Source organism: Oceanobacillus arenosus (assembly GCF_003369575.1).
Classification (GTDB): domain Bacteria; phylum Bacillota; class Bacilli; order Bacillales; family Amphibacillaceae; genus Oceanobacillus; species Oceanobacillus arenosus.
Window position 1 is genome coordinate 55,803 of sequence record NZ_PIOC01000021.1, and the last position, 17,111, is coordinate 72,913.

Below are 17,111 nucleotides of genomic sequence, written 5' to 3' on the forward strand. Positions count from 1 at the left end.
ATCCCCACTGAAAAAGAGGGGATGCATTTTATTTAGTTTGTTATTCGATATTTTTTATTTAGGATAAAAGATATTATATAGAGAACAATTCCTACCCCTGCAAATGTGATTATAGGTAAATTTATGGTCTTTCCAAAGCTTGGAACAGCAATTGGAAAGAGGATAAACAAGCCAATAAATACCATACTAATAATCCAAACTTGCAGAAACTCTACCCATGTTTTTGTTTTCTTTTTTTTGAATGATGTTCCTTTAATCCATCTTAATATTGTCTTGATGAATAGGTATAGTAAGATTAAATAACCAACAATAACAACAATTCCAGATCCAAGCTGAAATGTCATTGAACTTTCTCCAAGGTCAAAAAAGTAATGGATAGCAAACCCAATAATGCCATGACAGAGACTAATAATAGCCAAAAACTGTATGACAATAAAACTGAGATACTTTACAGTATTGTTTGTCAGTTCACCCGGTATTTCTTCGATAACCTCATCACAGTATGACTTCAGGTCATCGCCAAATACATCCTTTGCAGTCTTCCCTTCCGTCTGGGAGTGTAGCAGATGCTCTAGCAACTCAAATAATACTTCCTCAGTCTGTTGCTCAGATTTATTGGCATTTAACCGGATATAAATAAGCATATCTTCATAGTAAGCCAAATTTTCTTCATTTAACATCTTTCTCTTATCATTGTTTAATTGTACAATATCCTTGGAATCGATCTCAATTCCCTCCTTTTTCTATAATTTTATCTACTGGCTGTTTCAGTAAATCCCAATGATGAATGAATTCCGCGAGCTGCATTTGTCCTGCTTCCGTTAATTGATAATACTTGCGATTCGGCCCGGTGTCAGACTTTCTCATTTCCCCAATGATTAATTTTTCTCTTTGCAGTCTAAGTAATATCGGGTAGATCGATCCTTCGCTAACATCGGGTAATCCAAATTCTTGGAGCTTCATTGAGAGCTCATAGCCATAGGTTGGCTGCATCTTAATAATCGATAAAATACATCCTTTAAGAATTCCTTTAAATAATTGGCTTCGTTGTGAAATTTCCACTCACCTACCTTGCATAACAATGTAGTTATTTTTTTGTTTGCTACCTTGTCATGCAAAGTAGCTTATTTACAGTATATATTTATTGGGAGAAATTGCAACGGGATTTTAAAATATTCTACTAATGAATTGAAAAGTATATTTGAAGCAAACAATAGGACAAGAAGGGAATAGATGGATACAATGGAATAAAAGAAGGGAAGTGGCCATGAGTGGAAAGAATCAATACAATCGAAGTGTTTAACGAAAAAATTCAAAGTGAAAATCCTATTATTGTGAAGTTTTATGCGGATTGGTGTACAGACTGTAAGGTATTAGATATGTTTATTGGTGATGTGAAAAATGAATTCAGTCAATATAAATGGTATGAAGTAAATAGTGATGAGCTAAGCGGAATTGCGGAAGGCTTTGATGTGATGGGAATTCCGAGTATCTTAATTTTTCAAAATGGAGAAAAGCTTGCACATCAGCATAGTGCATACACGAAATCACCTGAAGAAGTATCAGCGTTTCTTCATCAGCAGTTAGGCTAGTGGTTAAAGCGATCATTCATATTATATGGTGGTCGTTTTTTGGTTGCTTTTCGACACCATTAGACAAAACTCGGGAAGTGGCAGGCACCAAAATACCTACAGATGAGTATAATGGGATAAACTAGCGGAGAATAAGGGGAAGAGACAGCATGATAAATCCGATATTAATTGATTTTTCACATGAATTTCATACGGAACGCCTTTTTATTAGAATGGCTTTGCCTGGTGATGGCAAAGTTGTATATGATGCGATGAATGCGAGCAGACAGGATTTGAATAAGTGGCTGGAGTTCGCATTATTTGAGCAGACTCTGGAACAAGTGGAGCAAATGGTAAGGGAAGCACATATTCATTTCTTAAAACGAATCGAATTACGTTTTCACATTTTTCATAAAAAGACGGGGGAATTTATTGGTTCAGCAAGCCTGCATCATATCAACTGGAGTGTTCCGAAATTCGAAATCGGGTACTGGATTGATAGTAGACAAAGCGGTAAGGGTTATATGCTTGAAGCAATCGAGGGGCTGACATTCTATGCCTTTTATGCATTGCGGGCGAATCGAGTTGAAATTCTATGTGATTCCAAAAACGTAAAGAGTCGCGCAATCCCAGAACGATTAGGATATACGCTTGAGGGGACGCTCCGCAATGATTCGATGTCTATTGATCGGCAGGAATTACGTGATTCATGTATCTATGCGAAGATTAGAGAAATTAGTAATTGATTGGGTGCGTAAGCGGTTGACTTAGGTTACGGCGGTGAGGGAATTCTCGCTACAGCATTTGCGCTGGAGCTGGACGTGGCTGTTCTCGGTAATTAAGTGATCCACAACATCCGATTTTATAGTTTCCTAAGCTATGAAGAAGAAGCTAATCTGATCGGTTAGCTTCTTTTACTCGCAGAACGAGTCGCTTGTACTAATACAAATGGTCTTAGTTCTCCAATTATAATCCCGTCTTTACAATAAAATTATCCACTATATGTGCTTGAACCGTCTTATTTTTTTCGAAATAAGCATGAATTAATTCTACCGTATCCTTTTGAATTTCCTTCTTTACACGTTTATTTCGGAACATCAAATAATCCCCACCACCTGATGCACGATAATTGTTTAGAACGACTGAATACGTTTTATCTACTCCGAGATTCACACCATGATAGGTAACACTTTCAATCCTGGAGCCGATTGGATTTGTAACATTTATTACATATTCGATCCCTTCCCACATATCATAATTATAGTGCTGTGGTTTTGGATCAAGATAGGATGGATTAACGATAATTTGACCTTGATCATCTAACATAAAGTAGGCAGCAGTCTTTTCTAATGCTGCTTTAATATCCTTCCCAGTTAACTCAAGCACAACAAGGGTATTCGGGTACATATAATTTGCAACGATATCTCGCATCGTTACGACAGGATCAAACCCTGTGGATGTATTATTTAGTAAAGCGGTGACAGAGATATCCACACCACTTACATCCATTTGCACGTCTTGAATAAATTGAATAAATGCATGTTTATGAATTCTAGCTTGGAGAGGATTTGCTATTGTCATGTCCCCTTCAATATACCCAACTGGTTGATCCAACCACTTCTGTGTCGATTCTTCCAATTCACTTATATAATTGATTACCCAAGGGTCGGCTTCGATATTTTCCAATGTGCGAAGTGCTCCTTGTTTATCAGTAATTTCCCACTTATTATTGTTCCTTTCAAGCGTGATGGCGATTTTGCCATATACTTGTCCAGTATTTCCTGGCTGCATAACGAGCACATTATGGATGCTGCTAACGATTGTACGATGCTGATGTCCGGTTAGCAAGACATCAATGCCCTCAATCGCTTCACACATTTGATAGCCTTGGTTTTCACCTGTCAAAGTTTCCGTTGGCTCACCAGTTTCAGGATCACGTTCTAGCCCACCATGATAAGCGGCAACAAGCACATCTGGCTTCTCGAATTCACGAATGTTGGTTACCCATCTTTGTAATGTGGAAAAGGCATCGGCAAATTGGATGTCTTTAATATGATTTGGTGACTCCCAATTTGGAATGTAATGCGTTGTGACAGCAACAATGGCCACCTTTATTCCATTTGACAATGTCTTAATGATATATGGTGGGCCAAATAAAGGCTCCCCACTTTCTAAATCCAGTGTATTTGCAGAAATCCAAGGGTAATTGGATTGATTAATCGCATCCGCTAAAATCTCTTTGCCAAAATTAAATTCATGATTGCCGATCACGCCAGCATCCAATTGCAACTGATTAAAAATGCCAATCATTGGATTTTCCTTCTGTGAACCATGATTTAAGTAATACGTCATTAACGGTGTTCCTTGAATTAAATCGCCATTATCAAGAACAATGACATCTTCATTTTTTGCCCTTGTTTCTTTCACAACGGTTGCGTATTTTGCCAGTCCAACTTCTGCTTCCTCATTTGTGCCATATAGTACTGGCAGAACATGTCCATGAATATCACTCGTATATAAAATATCGATTGTTGCAGTTTTGTTTGTCATGTTGATAAATCCTCTCCATCTAAATCCGAATTTCTAAAGTTTCTATACTTCCATTATACAAACTTCTACTACAGTCGTGGGATAAAAAATGTTTACAATTCTTTAGCATCTGTCCAATATTACAATTTTGTTAAAAAGTTGTTTAATCTACGTAAAATCCGGGTATTAATCACTGTATTGATAAAATAGCAATCCATGTATTATGAACTAGGAAGAGGGATTACTTTGAGTAATAAAAATGTGATTATCTATATTAGTGAGAATAATCCACATTGCAAAAAAGTATTACATTTAATGGACACATTGGAGATAGGATATAAAACGAAGAATGTGACAATGAATGGGCAATATTTGCAAGAGCTGCAGAATAGAGGGATATTTGGCACACCTGCGACTTTCATTGAAGATAAGAAACATCCGATTTTAGGATTTCAAAAGGAAAAGCTAAAGGCTGCATTAGGTAAACAAAGTGATACGGCATTGTATAAAAGCAAGCAGATTAACTACAGAAATTATGGGGATTAGTGATTAGTAAATAATACACATACATGCGAAAGAATGCATACTTTATTATAGAAATGATTAAATAAAGAGGTGTGTATCGATGAATTATAATCCCTCCTATTATCAAGGCGAGCCTGTCTACCCACCAAATAACTTTTACAATCATATGTACCCGCAACAACCATTTCAGCAAAACTACCCAATCAACAGTCCAATAATGCAACAGCAACAGACACCTTATGACTATTTCCAAAAGCCACAGCAACCGCTAAATTGGGCTAATCAAGCATCAACAAACCCAAATTTCTCGCAATCACCTAATGGTGGCCAATCGAGTAATATTAAGTCCTATTTTCAAGACGAGAAAGGGCAAGTAGACTTCGACAAAATGTTATCAACTGTTGGTCAGCTAGCAAGCACCTATCATCAAGTATCGCCGATAATCCAACAATTTGGATCAATCATAAAAAACTTTAGAACGTAATTATTTTGGGGCTGATGGTGTTAGTAATAATACTCATCAGCTATATTTTTCTTTAACCAACATAAATATATTGAGGATTTGCAAAGAATAGTGAAAGAGTGAGCAAATAACCATCAAATGGTAAAAAATTATAGGATAATAGTAGATGGCCTGACACATATTAAATGAAAAGGAGTAATGAGCAATGATTGGATGTTTAGTTATTCATGGATTTACTGGTGGACCATACGAAGTAGACCCATTGGCAAAATATTTGAAGGAAAATACGGATTGGCATATTGAAGTACCAACATTGCCGGGACATGGGATGGAGCTTCATCTGGAAAATGCATCCTATAAAGATTGGATCACTACGGCAGAAAACCAACTCAAAAAAATGAAACGGGATTTTGATGAAATATACTTAATTGGCTTTTCAATGGGAGGAATGATTGCCGCCTATTTAGCCGCGAAATATAACATCGATAAGCTTGTCTTATTAGCCGCCTCAGGTAAATATTTAAACTTTAAACAAATTGCTTTAGATCTTGGTGATGTCATTGGTGACGGGATTAGAGGCACATTAGGTGAAAATAAATTATACCTCCATTATAAAAGGAAGCTAGGCGCACGAGCAATTCCGATCCGGGCGAATATTGAATTTATGAGGCTTGTGAAATTTACTCGGCGTTATTTAAAAGAAGTTCATTCACCAGTACTGATTGCACAAGGACATCAAGATGGGATTGTACCATATAAAACAGCTTATTACTTGGAAAAGGAAATTCACTCGGAGAAGAAAGAGGTCGTTTTCTTTGACCGTTCACGGCATCTCATTTGTCTAGGAGATGATAAAGATACATTGAATACAATGGTTTATGACTTTTTAACAAGGACAAATTAAAAGTCTGCTCCATAAATGGAAGCAGACTTTTTGAACGTTTATCCCGTAAATGTCCGATTCTGTTCAACTAACTATCACTGATTGAAGTTTCACTTTATCTATCTTTAAAAAAGGCGATTACTAATGCGCCTTCCCCACCATAAGTGGAGATTAATGGTCCCGTTTCTGTTAAGAGGGCATCTTTAAATGCATATTTACTACGAATGTCTGCAAGCACTTTTTTTGCCCGATGCTCATCATTGCAATGGGTCATTGCGATTACTTTATCTTCGACGTTTTTCGTATATTCGCCAATCTGTTCGATAAATCGCCGAATGGATTTTTTATCGCCGCGAACTTTCTCTGTAACCTCAATTGTACCTTCAGCACTACCGCGCATCAACAGTTTGATATTCAAGGTTTTGGCAATTTTCCCCTTTACTTTATCTAAGCGACCACCAAGTACAAGATTATCGAGGGTTTTCAAAACAAACAAGGTTGTAATATGCTCGGCACATTCTTTCATATGGTTTATGAGTTGCTCAAATGTGTAGCCCGCATCTATTTTATCCTTCGCTTCTTGTAGTAATAGTGTAATCCCGCTTGATGCTGTTTTCGTGTTGATTACTTCGATTTTGCGATTCGGTTCCTCCTCAAGTATCAAGTTTTTTCCTGCAACCGCATTGTCATATGTGCTGCTTAATCCTTTGGAAATACTTAGCATTAGGATTGGTACATTTGGGTCAATTTTTTTATATTCTGCATAGAAGTCACTTGGACTAGGAGCAGCAGAACGCGGCACTTCCTTTAGCTCTTTTACTTTTTGGTAAAAACCTTCTAAGTCTAATGTGACACCGCTTTTATATTCACCATCACTGAAATTTAAATATAATGGAATCACTTTTATATCAATTGCATCTCTTAATTGTTTTGGAATATCGGCACCACTATCCGTCATTAATTGAATACTCATGGAAACACCTACTTTATTATTAATGTTACTAGTATATCAGCTAAAAGGGCAGGACAGTATGATTATCTCGCTTTTCTATGTCGAATATATGAATTATCGAACCTGAGACTATTTTCTTTCCTTTCGTGATATGGTTACCTTTGGCTTCCTTGTTGTACTGACAATTAGTAAGACTAAACCAAATAGTATAATCGCCCCACCTAAAACCTGGTACCAAGAAACGAATTCCTTCAATATAAGCGAAGCTAGTAACGTTGCGCCAATAGGCTGAAAAATGGAAGCAAAGGAAATGGTGGAACTGTTTATCCACTTTGCTGCCCAATGAAATAAGAAACGCCCTAGGAAAGTCGGAATAATCGCCAATGCAATAAATATCCACCAATAGTGAGATGGAAAATTGACGAAAGAATGCTGTTGCACGATATTATAGAAAAATAACACGATGGCACCAACTGAAAAGACAATAAACATATAGCTGATGTTGGATACGCGTCTTCTGATTGGCTGTCCCAATAGTTGAAAAGCGGCCAATGTAATTGCTGCTAGAATTGCGAGAATATCTCCAAAGATCACCAATTCGCCTAAAAGAAAATCTCCTCGGAATAGAATGCAACTCCCGAAAAGTATAATAATAGCGCTAATGATTGCGCCAGATGATAATTTCTCTTGGCGAAAGAAATAGGATAGCAGTAATGTAAAGATAGGGTGTAGCGTTAGTATTAATACAGAACTTGAAACAGATGTAAATTGTAACGATTCCATCAAAAGAATTAAATGCATTGCCAGCACAATTCCAGCGCCAATCGAGAAAAGCCAATTTTTCGCTGTAATCGTTTTAAATTCCTGTCTGTACTTTGTTAAGAAAGATGGAGCCATCATTAAAATGGTAATCAAGAGTACATAATTTGCACTAATTGCAGCGGGGGCACCGCTTACTAACTTGACGAATATTGCTGTTGTTGAAATCGAGATAACACCAATAATAACAGCTATATATGGGTTAAATGGAGGAATACGCATCGATTATTAACTTCCCTTTCACGATAGAAGTAATTCAAACATGTATTATTTTAACATAATGCAGAAAAAAATAACATTAATCCGACAAGAAGTAGCTATCATTACTTCAATTATGCTATACTTAATCTAGCATTAGTTTTGAGGCCTCTTACCAAAAATGGTGAAGCCTTTTTTGTACTTTACAATTAAACGTAAATATATGATACGAGTTATATATTATATTCTTAAACAAGTTAAGTTTACCCAATTATAAACTGGGGAAAACTATATAAAGAATAAAGTATGAGAAAATTTAGGGCCTCTTTTGCGAATAAATTTTTCACAAAAAAAGGAGTAGACAATTCATTGACAACATTTAAAGAAATAGGTGTTTCGGCACCAGTCATGAAAGCATTAGAAAAAATGGGATTTGAGGAAGCAACACCAATCCAAGCAGAAACAATCCCATTCGCGCTTGCTGGTAACGATGTAATCGGACAAGCACAAACAGGTACAGGTAAAACAGCGGCATTCGGTATTCCGATGATCGAGAAATTCGATTCAAAATTAAGAAAGATTCAAGGTTTAGTTGTAGCTCCAACAAGAGAGCTTGCCATTCAAGTTGCAGAAGAAATTAACCGCCTTTCAAAATTCAAGGGTGTACGTGCATTAGCAATTTATGGCGGATCACCTATGGATCGCCAAATCCGTGCACTAAAAGATGGTCCACAAATCGTTGTAGCAACACCGGGAAGACTGCTTGACCATATGCGTAGAAAAACAATTCACATTGAAAATGTCCAGGTTGCAGTATTAGATGAGGCAGATGAAATGCTAAACATGGGCTTCATTGATGACATCCGCGATATTCTTAAAGGGATTCCTGAAACGCGTCAAACATTGCTATTCTCAGCCACAATGCCAAAAGAAATCCGCGATATTGCTTCTAAGCTAATGAAGGATCCGAAAGAAGTAAAAGTAAAATCTAAGGAAATGACGGTAGAGAATATTGAACAATTCTTTATTGAAATTCCGGAAAAATATAAATTTGATACACTAAATAACCATTTAGATATTAACTCGCCGGAACTCGCAATCGTCTTCGCTAGAACCAAAAAGCGTGTAGATGAGATTACAGAAGGATTACAAGCAAGAGGTTACCGTGCGGAAGGAATCCATGGTGATTTAACGCAAGGTAAACGTATGTCCGTTCTAAACAAATTCAAAAGCGGACGCTTAGATGTATTAGTTGCGACAGATGTTGCTGCTCGTGGATTAGATATTTCAGGTGTAACCCATGTATATAATTTCGATATTCCACAGGATCCTGAAAGCTATGTACACCGAATCGGACGTACAGGTAGAGCTGGTCGTACAGGAGAAGCAATTTCATTTATTACATCAAGAGAAATCGCACATTTGCATTTAATCGAGAAAGTTACAAATAGCAAGATGAAACGATTAATGCCTCCAACGAATCAAGATGCACAAAGAGGTCAACAACAAGTAGCGATTGATAAACTACAAAAAGCAATTGATAAACAAGATTTAAATGCATATCATGAAGCGGCAAACGAATTATTACAAGATAATGATTCAATTACTGTCATTGCAGCTGCATTAAAATTACTAACAAAAGAACGCAGAGATACACCAGTTAGAATTTCTTCAGTTGCACCAATTAGTGTGAAGAAAGCGAATGGCTCTGATAAACGTCGTTCAAATAATAACCGATTTGGTGGTCGTAACCAAGGTTCTAGAAGTCAAGGCGGCCGCAACCAAAGTGGAGGAAGAAACCGCAAAGGAAACTTCCAAAAACGCAGAAATCGCGATCAATAATGAAGGTAGAAAAGCTCTCTCTAATAGAGGGCTTTTTTTATTGAATTAAAAAACGCTGATATATTTACTAAACATGCTGATATTTTCCGAGAATAGGCTGATATCCATTGCTTTTTCGCTGTTATATGCCATTAACATTTCCTCTATATGATTTAAGCGAACGAGAACCAAATGAGTGCATGAGATTAGTACTGAGCGTGAGAGATATCGGTTACGTGTGAAACTTTTGCCTTCTTTTATTCGTAAATAGGATAGGATAAGAGAGAAAGGATGGGATAAGATGAGAAAGCCGCCAAAGAATACAATTGCTGCAGATGCGATGAAAGCTTGGAGGATAACCGCATTAATTTATGAAGTGATTTTCTGGATTGCAATTATTTTATTTGCCATCGTTACGTATTACTTTGAACTGCCTTATTGGTATGTACTAATTGCAGTAATCATTGGCATTATTAGCACGTATTTATCTGTATTTGTCTTACCAAAGGTTCGATTTAGAAGATGGCGTTACGAGATTTTTGAACAAGAAATATACATACAGCACGGAATCCTCATTACGTCGCGAACATTGGTACCGATGATCCGTGTCCAACATGTTGATACGAAGCAAGGTCCAATTTTGAAAAAATATCAATTGGCAAGCGTCACCATCTCAACAGCAGCTACAACCCATGAGATTCCAGCGCTTCTAGAAGAGAATGCGTCTGAACTGCGCGATCGCATTTCCGCGCTGGCAAGGGTGGATGAAGATGATGTCTAAGGAACAGCGTTTACATCCAGTAGCTATTCTATTTAACTTTATCAAAGGGATCAGGCAAATGATTTTCCTAATTATTTTTGGTTTTGTCACGTTTCGAGAGGATGGTCTACTATATTACATTCTTGTAATCGCAGCAATTCTAATTTTAGGACTCGTTTCTAGTATTCTTTCTTGGTATCGTTATACCTATCGGATTAAGAATGAGGAATTACGAATAGAATATGGTATTTTTATTCGAAAGAAACGGTTTATTTCCAAAAATCGCATCCAATCGATTGATTTAACCCAAGGCGTACTACACAGAATATTTAAGCTGACAAAAGTACAAATTGAAACAGCAGGAAGTGGTAACGGCGCGGAGGTATCCCTTCAGGCTGTGAAATTTGCAGAAGGAGAGCGACTGCAAAATGAGTTAAAAAGGGGCAAAAATGTAGACCTCGAACAGGAAGTGATTAAGCCGGAGTTTGCTTCCTATACTATTTCCTTCAAACGCTTGTTTGTTGCCGGTTCTACTTCTGGGAGCCTCGGGATAATCATTGCAATCCTCGGTGGGGGGATAACTGAGATTGAGCAATTAATTCCGGAACGATTTTTCGAAACGACTGTGGCATGGGTTATTGGCCTGAGTATCTTTTTTATTGTTGGTCTAGCAATTTTAGTATTAATTATCGTTTGGCTATTTGGCATTGCAGGGACAATGATTAAATATGGGAATTTCACAATAACAAAGCACCATGAGGAGATATTTATTACTCGGGGATTATTGGAGAAGAAGCAACTTACAATTCCGTTAAAAAGAATTCAGGCAATTGGAATCGAGGAGAGTATCCTCAGACAACCATTGGGCTATGTGACCCTTTTCGCTGAAGTTGCAGGTGGAACGATAGGAAAAGGGGATGATGCAGCAACGGTGTTATTTCCAATTATGAAGAAGACGGAAGTTGCATCCTTTCTAGCTGAACTTTTACCAAATTATGCAATTCAAGAAGAGGAATGGACAGGCTTACCGAAGCGAGCCTTGAAATATTATCTGCTACGGTCGAGTATCTTCTTCCTTTTGGCTAGTATTGTCGTATTTTACTTTTTGCCACAATTCAGCTTGTTGCCGGTATTATTGCTGCTCGCATTCATTTATTTAGGTTATCTTCGTTACAAGGATGCGGGTTATCAAGTTAAAGGGGAGTTGTTATTGCTAAGGTACCGCTTATTTAGTAAAAGAACGATGATTATGTATCACAATCGTATCCAGTCATTCGAAAAAACACAGCATATCATCCATCGAAAACAAGATCTTGGGAACATGCACATATCCATTCTTGGCATGATGGGTACAGGATCGCATTATTTTCTAAAAGAGCTTGATGTGGAAATGATTGATCAATTATCGGATTGGTATTCTTACCGTGATGTATAAGATCCTACAAATCCCTTGTAGTTATTGATATAAAGTATGAACTAGTGGCAATTGTGATTTCAGATCTGGACAGTCGTTGCTATTCACAAGAGGCTCCATTCCTTCGCTAAAATCAATGTCGTTATTAGATAAGAGATTCTTGTGTTTTTAGATTCTGCATTATCCCCAGCGGAAGAAATACACGGAGACTCCTGCGGGAAGAAGAGCCTAGGTGAGACTTCGAAGTGGGCAAGCATAAGAAGGCTCACCAGCTCGCCGCGGAAAGCGTAGTGTAATTCTGGAGCGACCGGCCAAGGAAGCAAATACATCCTTAACTAGTTCACAGTTTATCTATACTTGTAGTTATCGTGCAACACTAGTTAATATATAATCCTTAGGAAAAAATACAACTAGAAGGGGACTTATGCAAATGCGTGCGTTGCCTAAGTCCACTCAATTCATCAATATGGATTTAGAAAAATCTACTTAGCAAACCAAATAAGGCTAGAATTCCGATAATAATCCATGGAAGGTTCTGCTTTAGCTTTGCTGGCAGAATGCGCTTTTTATTCCATCGGTTCGGATTAAATTGGATTGAATCATCATCCATATCATAACGTCTGCGTTGCCATGGATTATATGCATGAACATTTTTAAGGATAAGTAGAGCAATGAGTAGCCCACCAACAAATCCGCCAAGATGGGCAAAAATATTAGTATTTGGACGAAGGAATGTCATGATTAAGCCAATGATGACGATTGTTTTAATCATTTGTGAGCTACCACTATCAATCAGTTCTTTCCTAAATAACATCATGAAGACATAGATTCCAAATAACCCATAAATGGATCCTGATGCACCAAGATGAACATATTGGAGCGGTTCAAATAAGTAGGTTGCAATATTGCCGATAATACCAACACTGAGATAGGCGATAATAAATTTAAATTTACCTAACATCTGCTCTAAAGCAGGTCCAAATAAGACGAGTGAGAACGAGTTGAATAATACATGCATGATGTCCCCATGTAGGAATACCGGGGTGATGAGACGCCAGTACTGTCCCGCGGCGATATAGAGATTGTAGCCAATTGCCCAGTCGCGAAACAATAAGCCAATTGGTAGCTGTAGAAAGTTAATCAATAGCCATAATGCAAGATTAATAATGACTATAGTGGATACTACTGGATAGGACTGCATGAACTCCTTTATACTTCTTTCATTACGAATAAACATGTAATGGACTCCCTCCAACAACTAAATGAATCGTGATTGTAATTGCGTGTTTGAACAACCTTGTAAGAAATAATGTTGTATCAGAACAAAGTTGGGTACTATTATTATAATACGGAAAATTAATTCAAATGACTACTGTAAGCTCATGAATAAGGAATGCGAGGGAAAAGTAAAGATGATCAAAGGAATTGGCATCGACATTATCGAGTTATATCGAATAAAAAAAGGAATGGAAGCAAACACTCGATTTGTAGATCGGATTTTAACAGAAAATGAAAGGCATTTATTTAATCAACTGCAAAATCACCATCGGAAAGTTGAGTTTCTTGCTGGCAGATTTGCTGCTAAGGAGGCATTTGCAAAGGCTGTTGGTACGGGAATTGGTAAGCTTAGCTTCCACCATATTGAAGTTCTACCAGATAGTCATGGTGCCCCGGTAATAAGCGCTCATGGATATGAGGAATATCGTAGCTTCATTTCCATCACGCACAGCCGTGATTATGCCGTGGCACAAGTCGTGATTGAAGCAGGGGATTCGTAAAGGTTCTAAGTATTATAGGTTTACTGTCGGATATGCCTTCGTTATTTAACATATTTTCCAGGGTTGTCTCATATATTTTAATGCGGGTAGGATGGAGCAAAGTGACTATTGGAATGCCGCAAAAGATCGTTACGAAGCAACATTTTTACAATCCAAGTTGTAAAGATATTTGCCAAATCGTATCATGTCTTGCTTTCAAGCGGAAGTAAATAGTTTTCTTTGGTAGTTAAAACATGCAACGAATAGAGACGGGGGAGATATGTTAATGAGAAGGGTATTTAATTGGAAGCTGCTTATCTTTGGATTATTGATTCTCGTGCTAGCAGCATGTGGGGAAAAGTCACAGGAGGACGTCGTTAAGAAATTGGGTGAGAATCTTGAAAAACTAGGCTCTTATAAGGCACAAGCGGAAATGACGATGAATACGGGGCAAGAGGAGCAGAAGTTTAATATTGATATTTGGCATAAGAAAAAAGATTTTTATCGTGTAGCCCTATCAAGCAATGTAGATGATAAAGGAAGTCAAATCATATTAAAGAATGCAGACGGCGTATTCGTGTTGACCCCAGCATTAAATAAGAGCTTCAAATTTCAATCGGAATGGCCACAAAACAGCAGTCAGCCTTACTTATATCAATCCCTTATCAATGATGTGCTGAAGGACAGTGAGGCAGCGTTTGAAGCAAATGCTACAAGCTACATTTTTAGAACGAAAACAAATTATCAAACGAATAGTAATTTACCAATGCAAGAAATCCATTTTGATAAAAAGACGCTGACACCAATGACGGTAAAAGTACTGGATAAAGATAATAATGTACTAGTAGAAGTTAATTTTGCTAGCTTCGAATTAGATTCGCAATTTGCAGAGGATGATTTCTCCGTAGAGAAGAATCTTGCTGCTGGCGCTGCTAGTACGACTACAGCTGGACAAGAATCGGAAACACCTCAAGTGCTGTCTGTTATGCTCCCTGAATATACTGCAGGTGCAGAGCTGGCAGAACAGAAGAATGTAAAACTAGAAAATGGCAGTCGTGTCTTATTAACCTTTGCTGGAGAACGAAGCTTTACATTAATTGAGGAACACGCGGAAGTATTTCCAACGTTATCCGAACCTAAAGAGGTACAAGGTGAAATCGTCAATCTAGGATATACACTCGCTGCACTCACAGATAAAACATTAGAGTGGACCCATGATGGGGTGGATTATATTTTGGCAAGTGATGAATTAACGAAAGATGAGATGATCCAAGTAGCAGAATCAGTACAAGGACAGCTTACGAAATAAAGTGGAAGCACATTTCTGAGGCATCCCTACCGTGCCATAGGAGTGTTCATTTCATCAACGAAATGATTGCATATCCTTCATTGCCCCCCTTAGATGGCCTAAGCGGGGGTTTCCTACCGTAGAAGGTGGAAAGATTGTTTGAGTATTCATTTCAGTCATTAAATGAAATATGAAGCATATATTTACAGGAGGAATAAGAGATAATAAAAACGCCTAGTTGCACCGATTTTACTGACGATAAATAGTATCTATACCACATTTAATAAATAATAAACGACAAAAACAAAGGTTTTTACAAATAAATCGCCAGAACCCTTTGCAAACCTTTTGATTCAATGATATTATTAAAGAGAATTTTATAATGTTTGTTCAACAGTTGGCGGAGGTGCGTGGTTTTGTCAGAGAGCTTGCAGGAAGTGCTAGTAAAATTACCGAAAAACCTACTAAATGAGGTGGATGGATTAATGCAATATGAAAATAGCAATTTAAGTGATTTCATATGTCAGGCTACAAAAAGCTATCTACAACATAAAAAAGATGAGCATATTCAACAATTTCACGAAACAATGCAGCGAGGATACGAAGAAATGGGTCGCATTAATCTGACGATTGCTTCAGAAGCTTTTCAGGCTGAAGAGGAGGCTGATTACACCCTAGAGCGCTCTGTGATCGGGGTGTAACATCTTGATTGTTCAAAGAGGCGAGGTATATTTTGCAGACCTTTCTCCTGTTGTTGGGTCAGAACAGGGGGGCGTTCGTCCGGTGTTGATCCTACAAAATGATATTGGCAATCGCTTCAGTCCAACTGTCATTGTTGCAGCTATTACTGCGCAAATCCAAAAGGCTAAATTACCGACACATGTCGAGATCGACGCGAAACGATATGGGTTTGAACGTAATTCAGTCATCTTGTTAGAACAAATTCGGACGTTAGATAAGCAACGGTTAACAGATAAGATTACGAAGTTAGATAATGAGATGATGAAGAAAATCAATCAAGCAGTAGAGATAAGCCTTGGACTTAAAGATATTTATAATGGTCATTAGTACTACCCTTCTCCATATGAGAGGGGTATTTTATTTGTTTAAAGATAAAAGCTACTTCACTTTACGAAATTTTTAGTATGATATAATATCTCATAAGCTCTTTCAGATGAAGGTTATGTCTAAAGATTGCATAGAAGGCAGGAACATGTAACAATATTTATAATAATTATTCTTATTCTAATGGAGGTAAATGATGAATTCTAAGCTGATACAAATTGCCATTGAAAATAGTGATACAATCGTACAAATGTGGTTAGAAAAAATAGATTCATTGAAAGTCGATAAATTTAGTTCTTCTACTTCGGATGAATTATTCGAAAACACCAATCGTGAATTCGTGAATGTAATTTTTACAAGTATTAAACAGCAAGGGTCACTAATTGAAGTCGTTGCGTTCTCGGAGAAGATTATTACATTAGGTTGGCCATTAAGTTATATCACAGATGGCCTACAAATGTTTAGACGTGTTACGATTGATTTTATACTTAGTAACTCAGATCAAGTGGATACGAGTTTCTTTTCAGAATTACTGACAAGTGTCGATAGATGGGTAGAGCCGATTATTCATCAACTTATCAATGAATATACTGGCAGCTGGGAGCATATTTTGTCGATTCAACGCATCGCCTTGCAGGAGTTGTCGGCGCCACTTATCCCAGTAACAGATGGAATAACAATTATGCCTTTAATTGGTACGATTGATACGGAACGTGCGAAGTTAATTATGGAGAACTTGCTTGAAGGAGCAATCAAGCATAATTCGGAAGTGGTATTGATCGATATTACTGGAGTTCCTGTAGTTGATACGATGGTTGCGCACCATATTATTCAAGCAGCTGAGGCGGTACGCTTGATTGGCGCTACTTGTATTCTTGTCGGTATCCGACCTGAAATTGCACAGACAATTGTAAATCTTGGTATCGATTTAACGAACTTACCGACGAAGAGCTCATTGAAGAAAGGGTTTACGAGCGCTTTAGAGATTACCAATCGAAAAATTGTAGACCTAAAGCCGAAAGAAGATGGTATTGAAGAAATGATTAAATCTCTACAAGGAGAGTGA

The 17,111-nt window shown here is 37.5% G+C and carries 19 protein-coding genes; 13 read left to right on the top strand and 6 right to left on the bottom strand.

Features of this window, described 5'->3' with window-relative positions; genetic code table 11:
* Positions 1–32: 32 nt before the first annotated feature.
* The gene (locus CWR48_RS14685; protein WP_245976821.1) at positions 33–680 is read right to left on the bottom strand and encodes a DUF1129 family protein; all 648 of its coding nucleotides are present in this window, start codon (positions 678–680) and stop codon (positions 33–35) included.
* A 46-nt stretch (positions 681–726) separates the two neighbouring features.
* Positions 727–1,056 (bottom strand): PadR family transcriptional regulator, encoded by a 330-nt coding sequence (locus tag CWR48_RS14690; RefSeq protein ID WP_115774114.1) that lies wholly within the window; start codon positions 1,054–1,056, stop codon positions 727–729.
* A 215-nt stretch (positions 1,057–1,271) separates the two neighbouring features.
* Here CWR48_RS14690 and CWR48_RS14695 point away from each other — a divergent pair, with 215 nt between their 5' ends.
* Together CWR48_RS14695 and CWR48_RS14700 are read left to right on the top strand one after the other, a co-directional pair.
* Positions 1,272–1,592: a thioredoxin family protein gene (locus tag CWR48_RS14695; RefSeq protein ID WP_115774086.1), complete on the top strand. Its 321-nt coding sequence runs from the start codon at positions 1,272–1,274 to the stop codon at positions 1,590–1,592.
* Between the two features lie 152 nt (positions 1,593–1,744).
* On the top strand, positions 1,745–2,317 hold the full coding sequence (locus CWR48_RS14700; protein ID WP_115774115.1) for a GNAT family N-acetyltransferase: 573 nt from the start codon (positions 1,745–1,747) through the stop codon (positions 2,315–2,317).
* Positions 2,318–2,537: 220 nt separating this feature from the next.
* On the opposite strand, the gene CWR48_RS14705 is transcribed toward CWR48_RS14700, so the two are convergent.
* Positions 2,538–4,121, bottom strand: coding sequence for a bifunctional metallophosphatase/5'-nucleotidase (locus CWR48_RS14705; RefSeq protein ID WP_115774087.1), 1,584 nt, complete (start codon positions 4,119–4,121; stop codon positions 2,538–2,540).
* A 225-nt stretch (positions 4,122–4,346) separates the two neighbouring features.
* Here CWR48_RS14705 and CWR48_RS14710 point away from each other — a divergent pair, with 225 nt between their 5' ends.
* The 3 genes from CWR48_RS14710 (at position 4,347) to CWR48_RS14720 (ending at position 5,992) form a co-directional block, all read left to right on the top strand.
* Positions 4,347–4,646: a glutaredoxin family protein gene (locus CWR48_RS14710; protein ID WP_245976822.1), complete on the top strand. Its 300-nt coding sequence runs from the start codon at positions 4,347–4,349 to the stop codon at positions 4,644–4,646.
* Positions 4,647–4,725: 79 nt separating this feature from the next.
* A complete protein-coding gene (locus CWR48_RS14715; protein WP_115774089.1) occupies positions 4,726–5,109 on the top strand; it encodes a YppG family protein in 384 nt (127 codons plus the stop codon).
* A gap of 184 nt (positions 5,110–5,293) precedes the next feature.
* Positions 5,294–5,992, top strand: coding sequence for an alpha/beta hydrolase (locus tag CWR48_RS14720; protein ID WP_115774090.1), 699 nt, complete (start codon positions 5,294–5,296; stop codon positions 5,990–5,992).
* Between the two features lie 94 nt (positions 5,993–6,086).
* Here the strand turns inward: CWR48_RS14720 and CWR48_RS14725 are convergent, their stop codons facing one another.
* Positions 6,087–6,944 (bottom strand): DegV family protein, encoded by an 858-nt coding sequence (locus tag CWR48_RS14725; RefSeq protein WP_115774091.1) that lies wholly within the window; start codon positions 6,942–6,944, stop codon positions 6,087–6,089.
* A 108-nt stretch (positions 6,945–7,052) separates the two neighbouring features.
* Positions 7,053–7,964: a DMT family transporter gene (locus CWR48_RS14730; protein WP_115774092.1), complete on the bottom strand. Its 912-nt coding sequence runs from the start codon at positions 7,962–7,964 to the stop codon at positions 7,053–7,055.
* Positions 7,965–8,309: 345 nt separating this feature from the next.
* On the opposite strand from CWR48_RS14730, the gene cshA reads away from it, so the two are divergent.
* The 3 genes from cshA (at position 8,310) to CWR48_RS14745 (ending at position 11,956) form a co-directional block, all read left to right on the top strand.
* Positions 8,310–9,782, top strand: a complete 1,473-nt coding sequence (cshA, locus tag CWR48_RS14735; RefSeq protein WP_115774093.1) for a degradosome RNA helicase CshA — start codon at positions 8,310–8,312, stop codon at positions 9,780–9,782.
* A gap of 280 nt (positions 9,783–10,062) precedes the next feature.
* Complete coding sequence (locus CWR48_RS14740) at positions 10,063–10,542, top strand: PH domain-containing protein (RefSeq protein WP_115774094.1); 480 nt, start codon at positions 10,063–10,065, stop codon at positions 10,540–10,542.
* On the top strand, positions 10,532–11,956 hold the full coding sequence (locus CWR48_RS14745) for a PH domain-containing protein (RefSeq protein WP_245976823.1): 1,425 nt from the start codon (positions 10,532–10,534) through the stop codon (positions 11,954–11,956). Before CWR48_RS14740 ends, CWR48_RS14745 begins: the two co-directional genes overlap by 11 nt.
* Positions 11,957–12,407: 451 nt before the next feature.
* Here CWR48_RS14745 and CWR48_RS14750 read toward each other — a convergent pair whose 3' ends face one another.
* Positions 12,408–13,172, bottom strand: a complete 765-nt coding sequence (locus CWR48_RS14750) for a rhomboid family intramembrane serine protease (protein ID WP_115774096.1) — start codon at positions 13,170–13,172, stop codon at positions 12,408–12,410.
* 175 nt (positions 13,173–13,347) lie between these two features.
* On the opposite strand from CWR48_RS14750, the gene acpS reads away from it, so the two are divergent.
* The 5 genes from acpS (at position 13,348) to CWR48_RS14775 (ending at position 17,111) form a co-directional block, all read left to right on the top strand.
* Positions 13,348–13,713 carry a holo-ACP synthase gene (gene acpS / locus CWR48_RS14755; RefSeq protein ID WP_115774097.1) on the top strand — a complete coding sequence of 122 codons (366 nt, stop codon included), beginning with the start codon at positions 13,348–13,350 and terminating at the stop codon, positions 13,711–13,713.
* A gap of 265 nt (positions 13,714–13,978) precedes the next feature.
* The gene (locus CWR48_RS14760) at positions 13,979–15,001 is read left to right on the top strand and encodes a LolA family protein (RefSeq protein ID WP_115774098.1); all 1,023 of its coding nucleotides are present in this window, start codon (positions 13,979–13,981) and stop codon (positions 14,999–15,001) included.
* 395 nt (positions 15,002–15,396) lie between these two features.
* The gene (locus CWR48_RS14765) at positions 15,397–15,681 is read left to right on the top strand and encodes a CopG family ribbon-helix-helix protein (RefSeq protein ID WP_115774099.1); all 285 of its coding nucleotides are present in this window, start codon (positions 15,397–15,399) and stop codon (positions 15,679–15,681) included.
* A 4-nt stretch (positions 15,682–15,685) separates the two neighbouring features.
* Positions 15,686–16,048, top strand: a complete 363-nt coding sequence (locus CWR48_RS14770; protein WP_114915332.1) for a type II toxin-antitoxin system PemK/MazF family toxin — start codon at positions 15,686–15,688, stop codon at positions 16,046–16,048.
* A 193-nt stretch (positions 16,049–16,241) separates the two neighbouring features.
* On the top strand, positions 16,242–17,111 hold the full coding sequence (locus CWR48_RS14775; protein WP_115774100.1) for an RsbT co-antagonist protein RsbRA: 870 nt from the start codon (positions 16,242–16,244) through the stop codon (positions 17,109–17,111).

Bases quoted from the DNA above. Each gene is read 5' to 3' on its own strand.
- CWR48_RS14685 (WP_245976821.1), bottom strand. From the start codon at position 680: ATGTTAAATGAAGAAAATTTGGCTTACTATGAAGATATGCTTATTTAT.
- CWR48_RS14705 (WP_115774087.1), bottom strand. From the start codon at position 4,121: ATGACAAACAAAACTGCAACAATCGATATTTTATATACGAGTGATATT.
- CWR48_RS14715 (WP_115774089.1), top strand. From the start codon at position 4,726: ATGAATTATAATCCCTCCTATTATCAAGGCGAGCCTGTCTACCCACCA.
- CWR48_RS14720 (WP_115774090.1), top strand. From the start codon at position 5,294: ATGATTGGATGTTTAGTTATTCATGGATTTACTGGTGGACCATACGAA.
- CWR48_RS14725 (WP_115774091.1), bottom strand. From the start codon at position 6,944: ATGAGTATTCAATTAATGACGGATAGTGGTGCCGATATTCCAAAACAA.
- CWR48_RS14730 (WP_115774092.1), bottom strand. From the start codon at position 7,964: ATGCGTATTCCTCCATTTAACCCATATATAGCTGTTATTATTGGTGTT.
- CWR48_RS14740 (WP_115774094.1), top strand. From the start codon at position 10,063: ATGAGAAAGCCGCCAAAGAATACAATTGCTGCAGATGCGATGAAAGCT.
- CWR48_RS14745 (WP_245976823.1), top strand. From the start codon at position 10,532: ATGATGTCTAAGGAACAGCGTTTACATCCAGTAGCTATTCTATTTAAC.
- CWR48_RS14750 (WP_115774096.1), bottom strand. From the start codon at position 13,172: ATGTTTATTCGTAATGAAAGAAGTATAAAGGAGTTCATGCAGTCCTAT.
- acpS (WP_115774097.1), top strand. From the start codon at position 13,348: ATGATCAAAGGAATTGGCATCGACATTATCGAGTTATATCGAATAAAA.
- CWR48_RS14760 (WP_115774098.1), top strand. From the start codon at position 13,979: ATGAGAAGGGTATTTAATTGGAAGCTGCTTATCTTTGGATTATTGATT.
- CWR48_RS14775 (WP_115774100.1), top strand. From the start codon at position 16,242: ATGAATTCTAAGCTGATACAAATTGCCATTGAAAATAGTGATACAATC.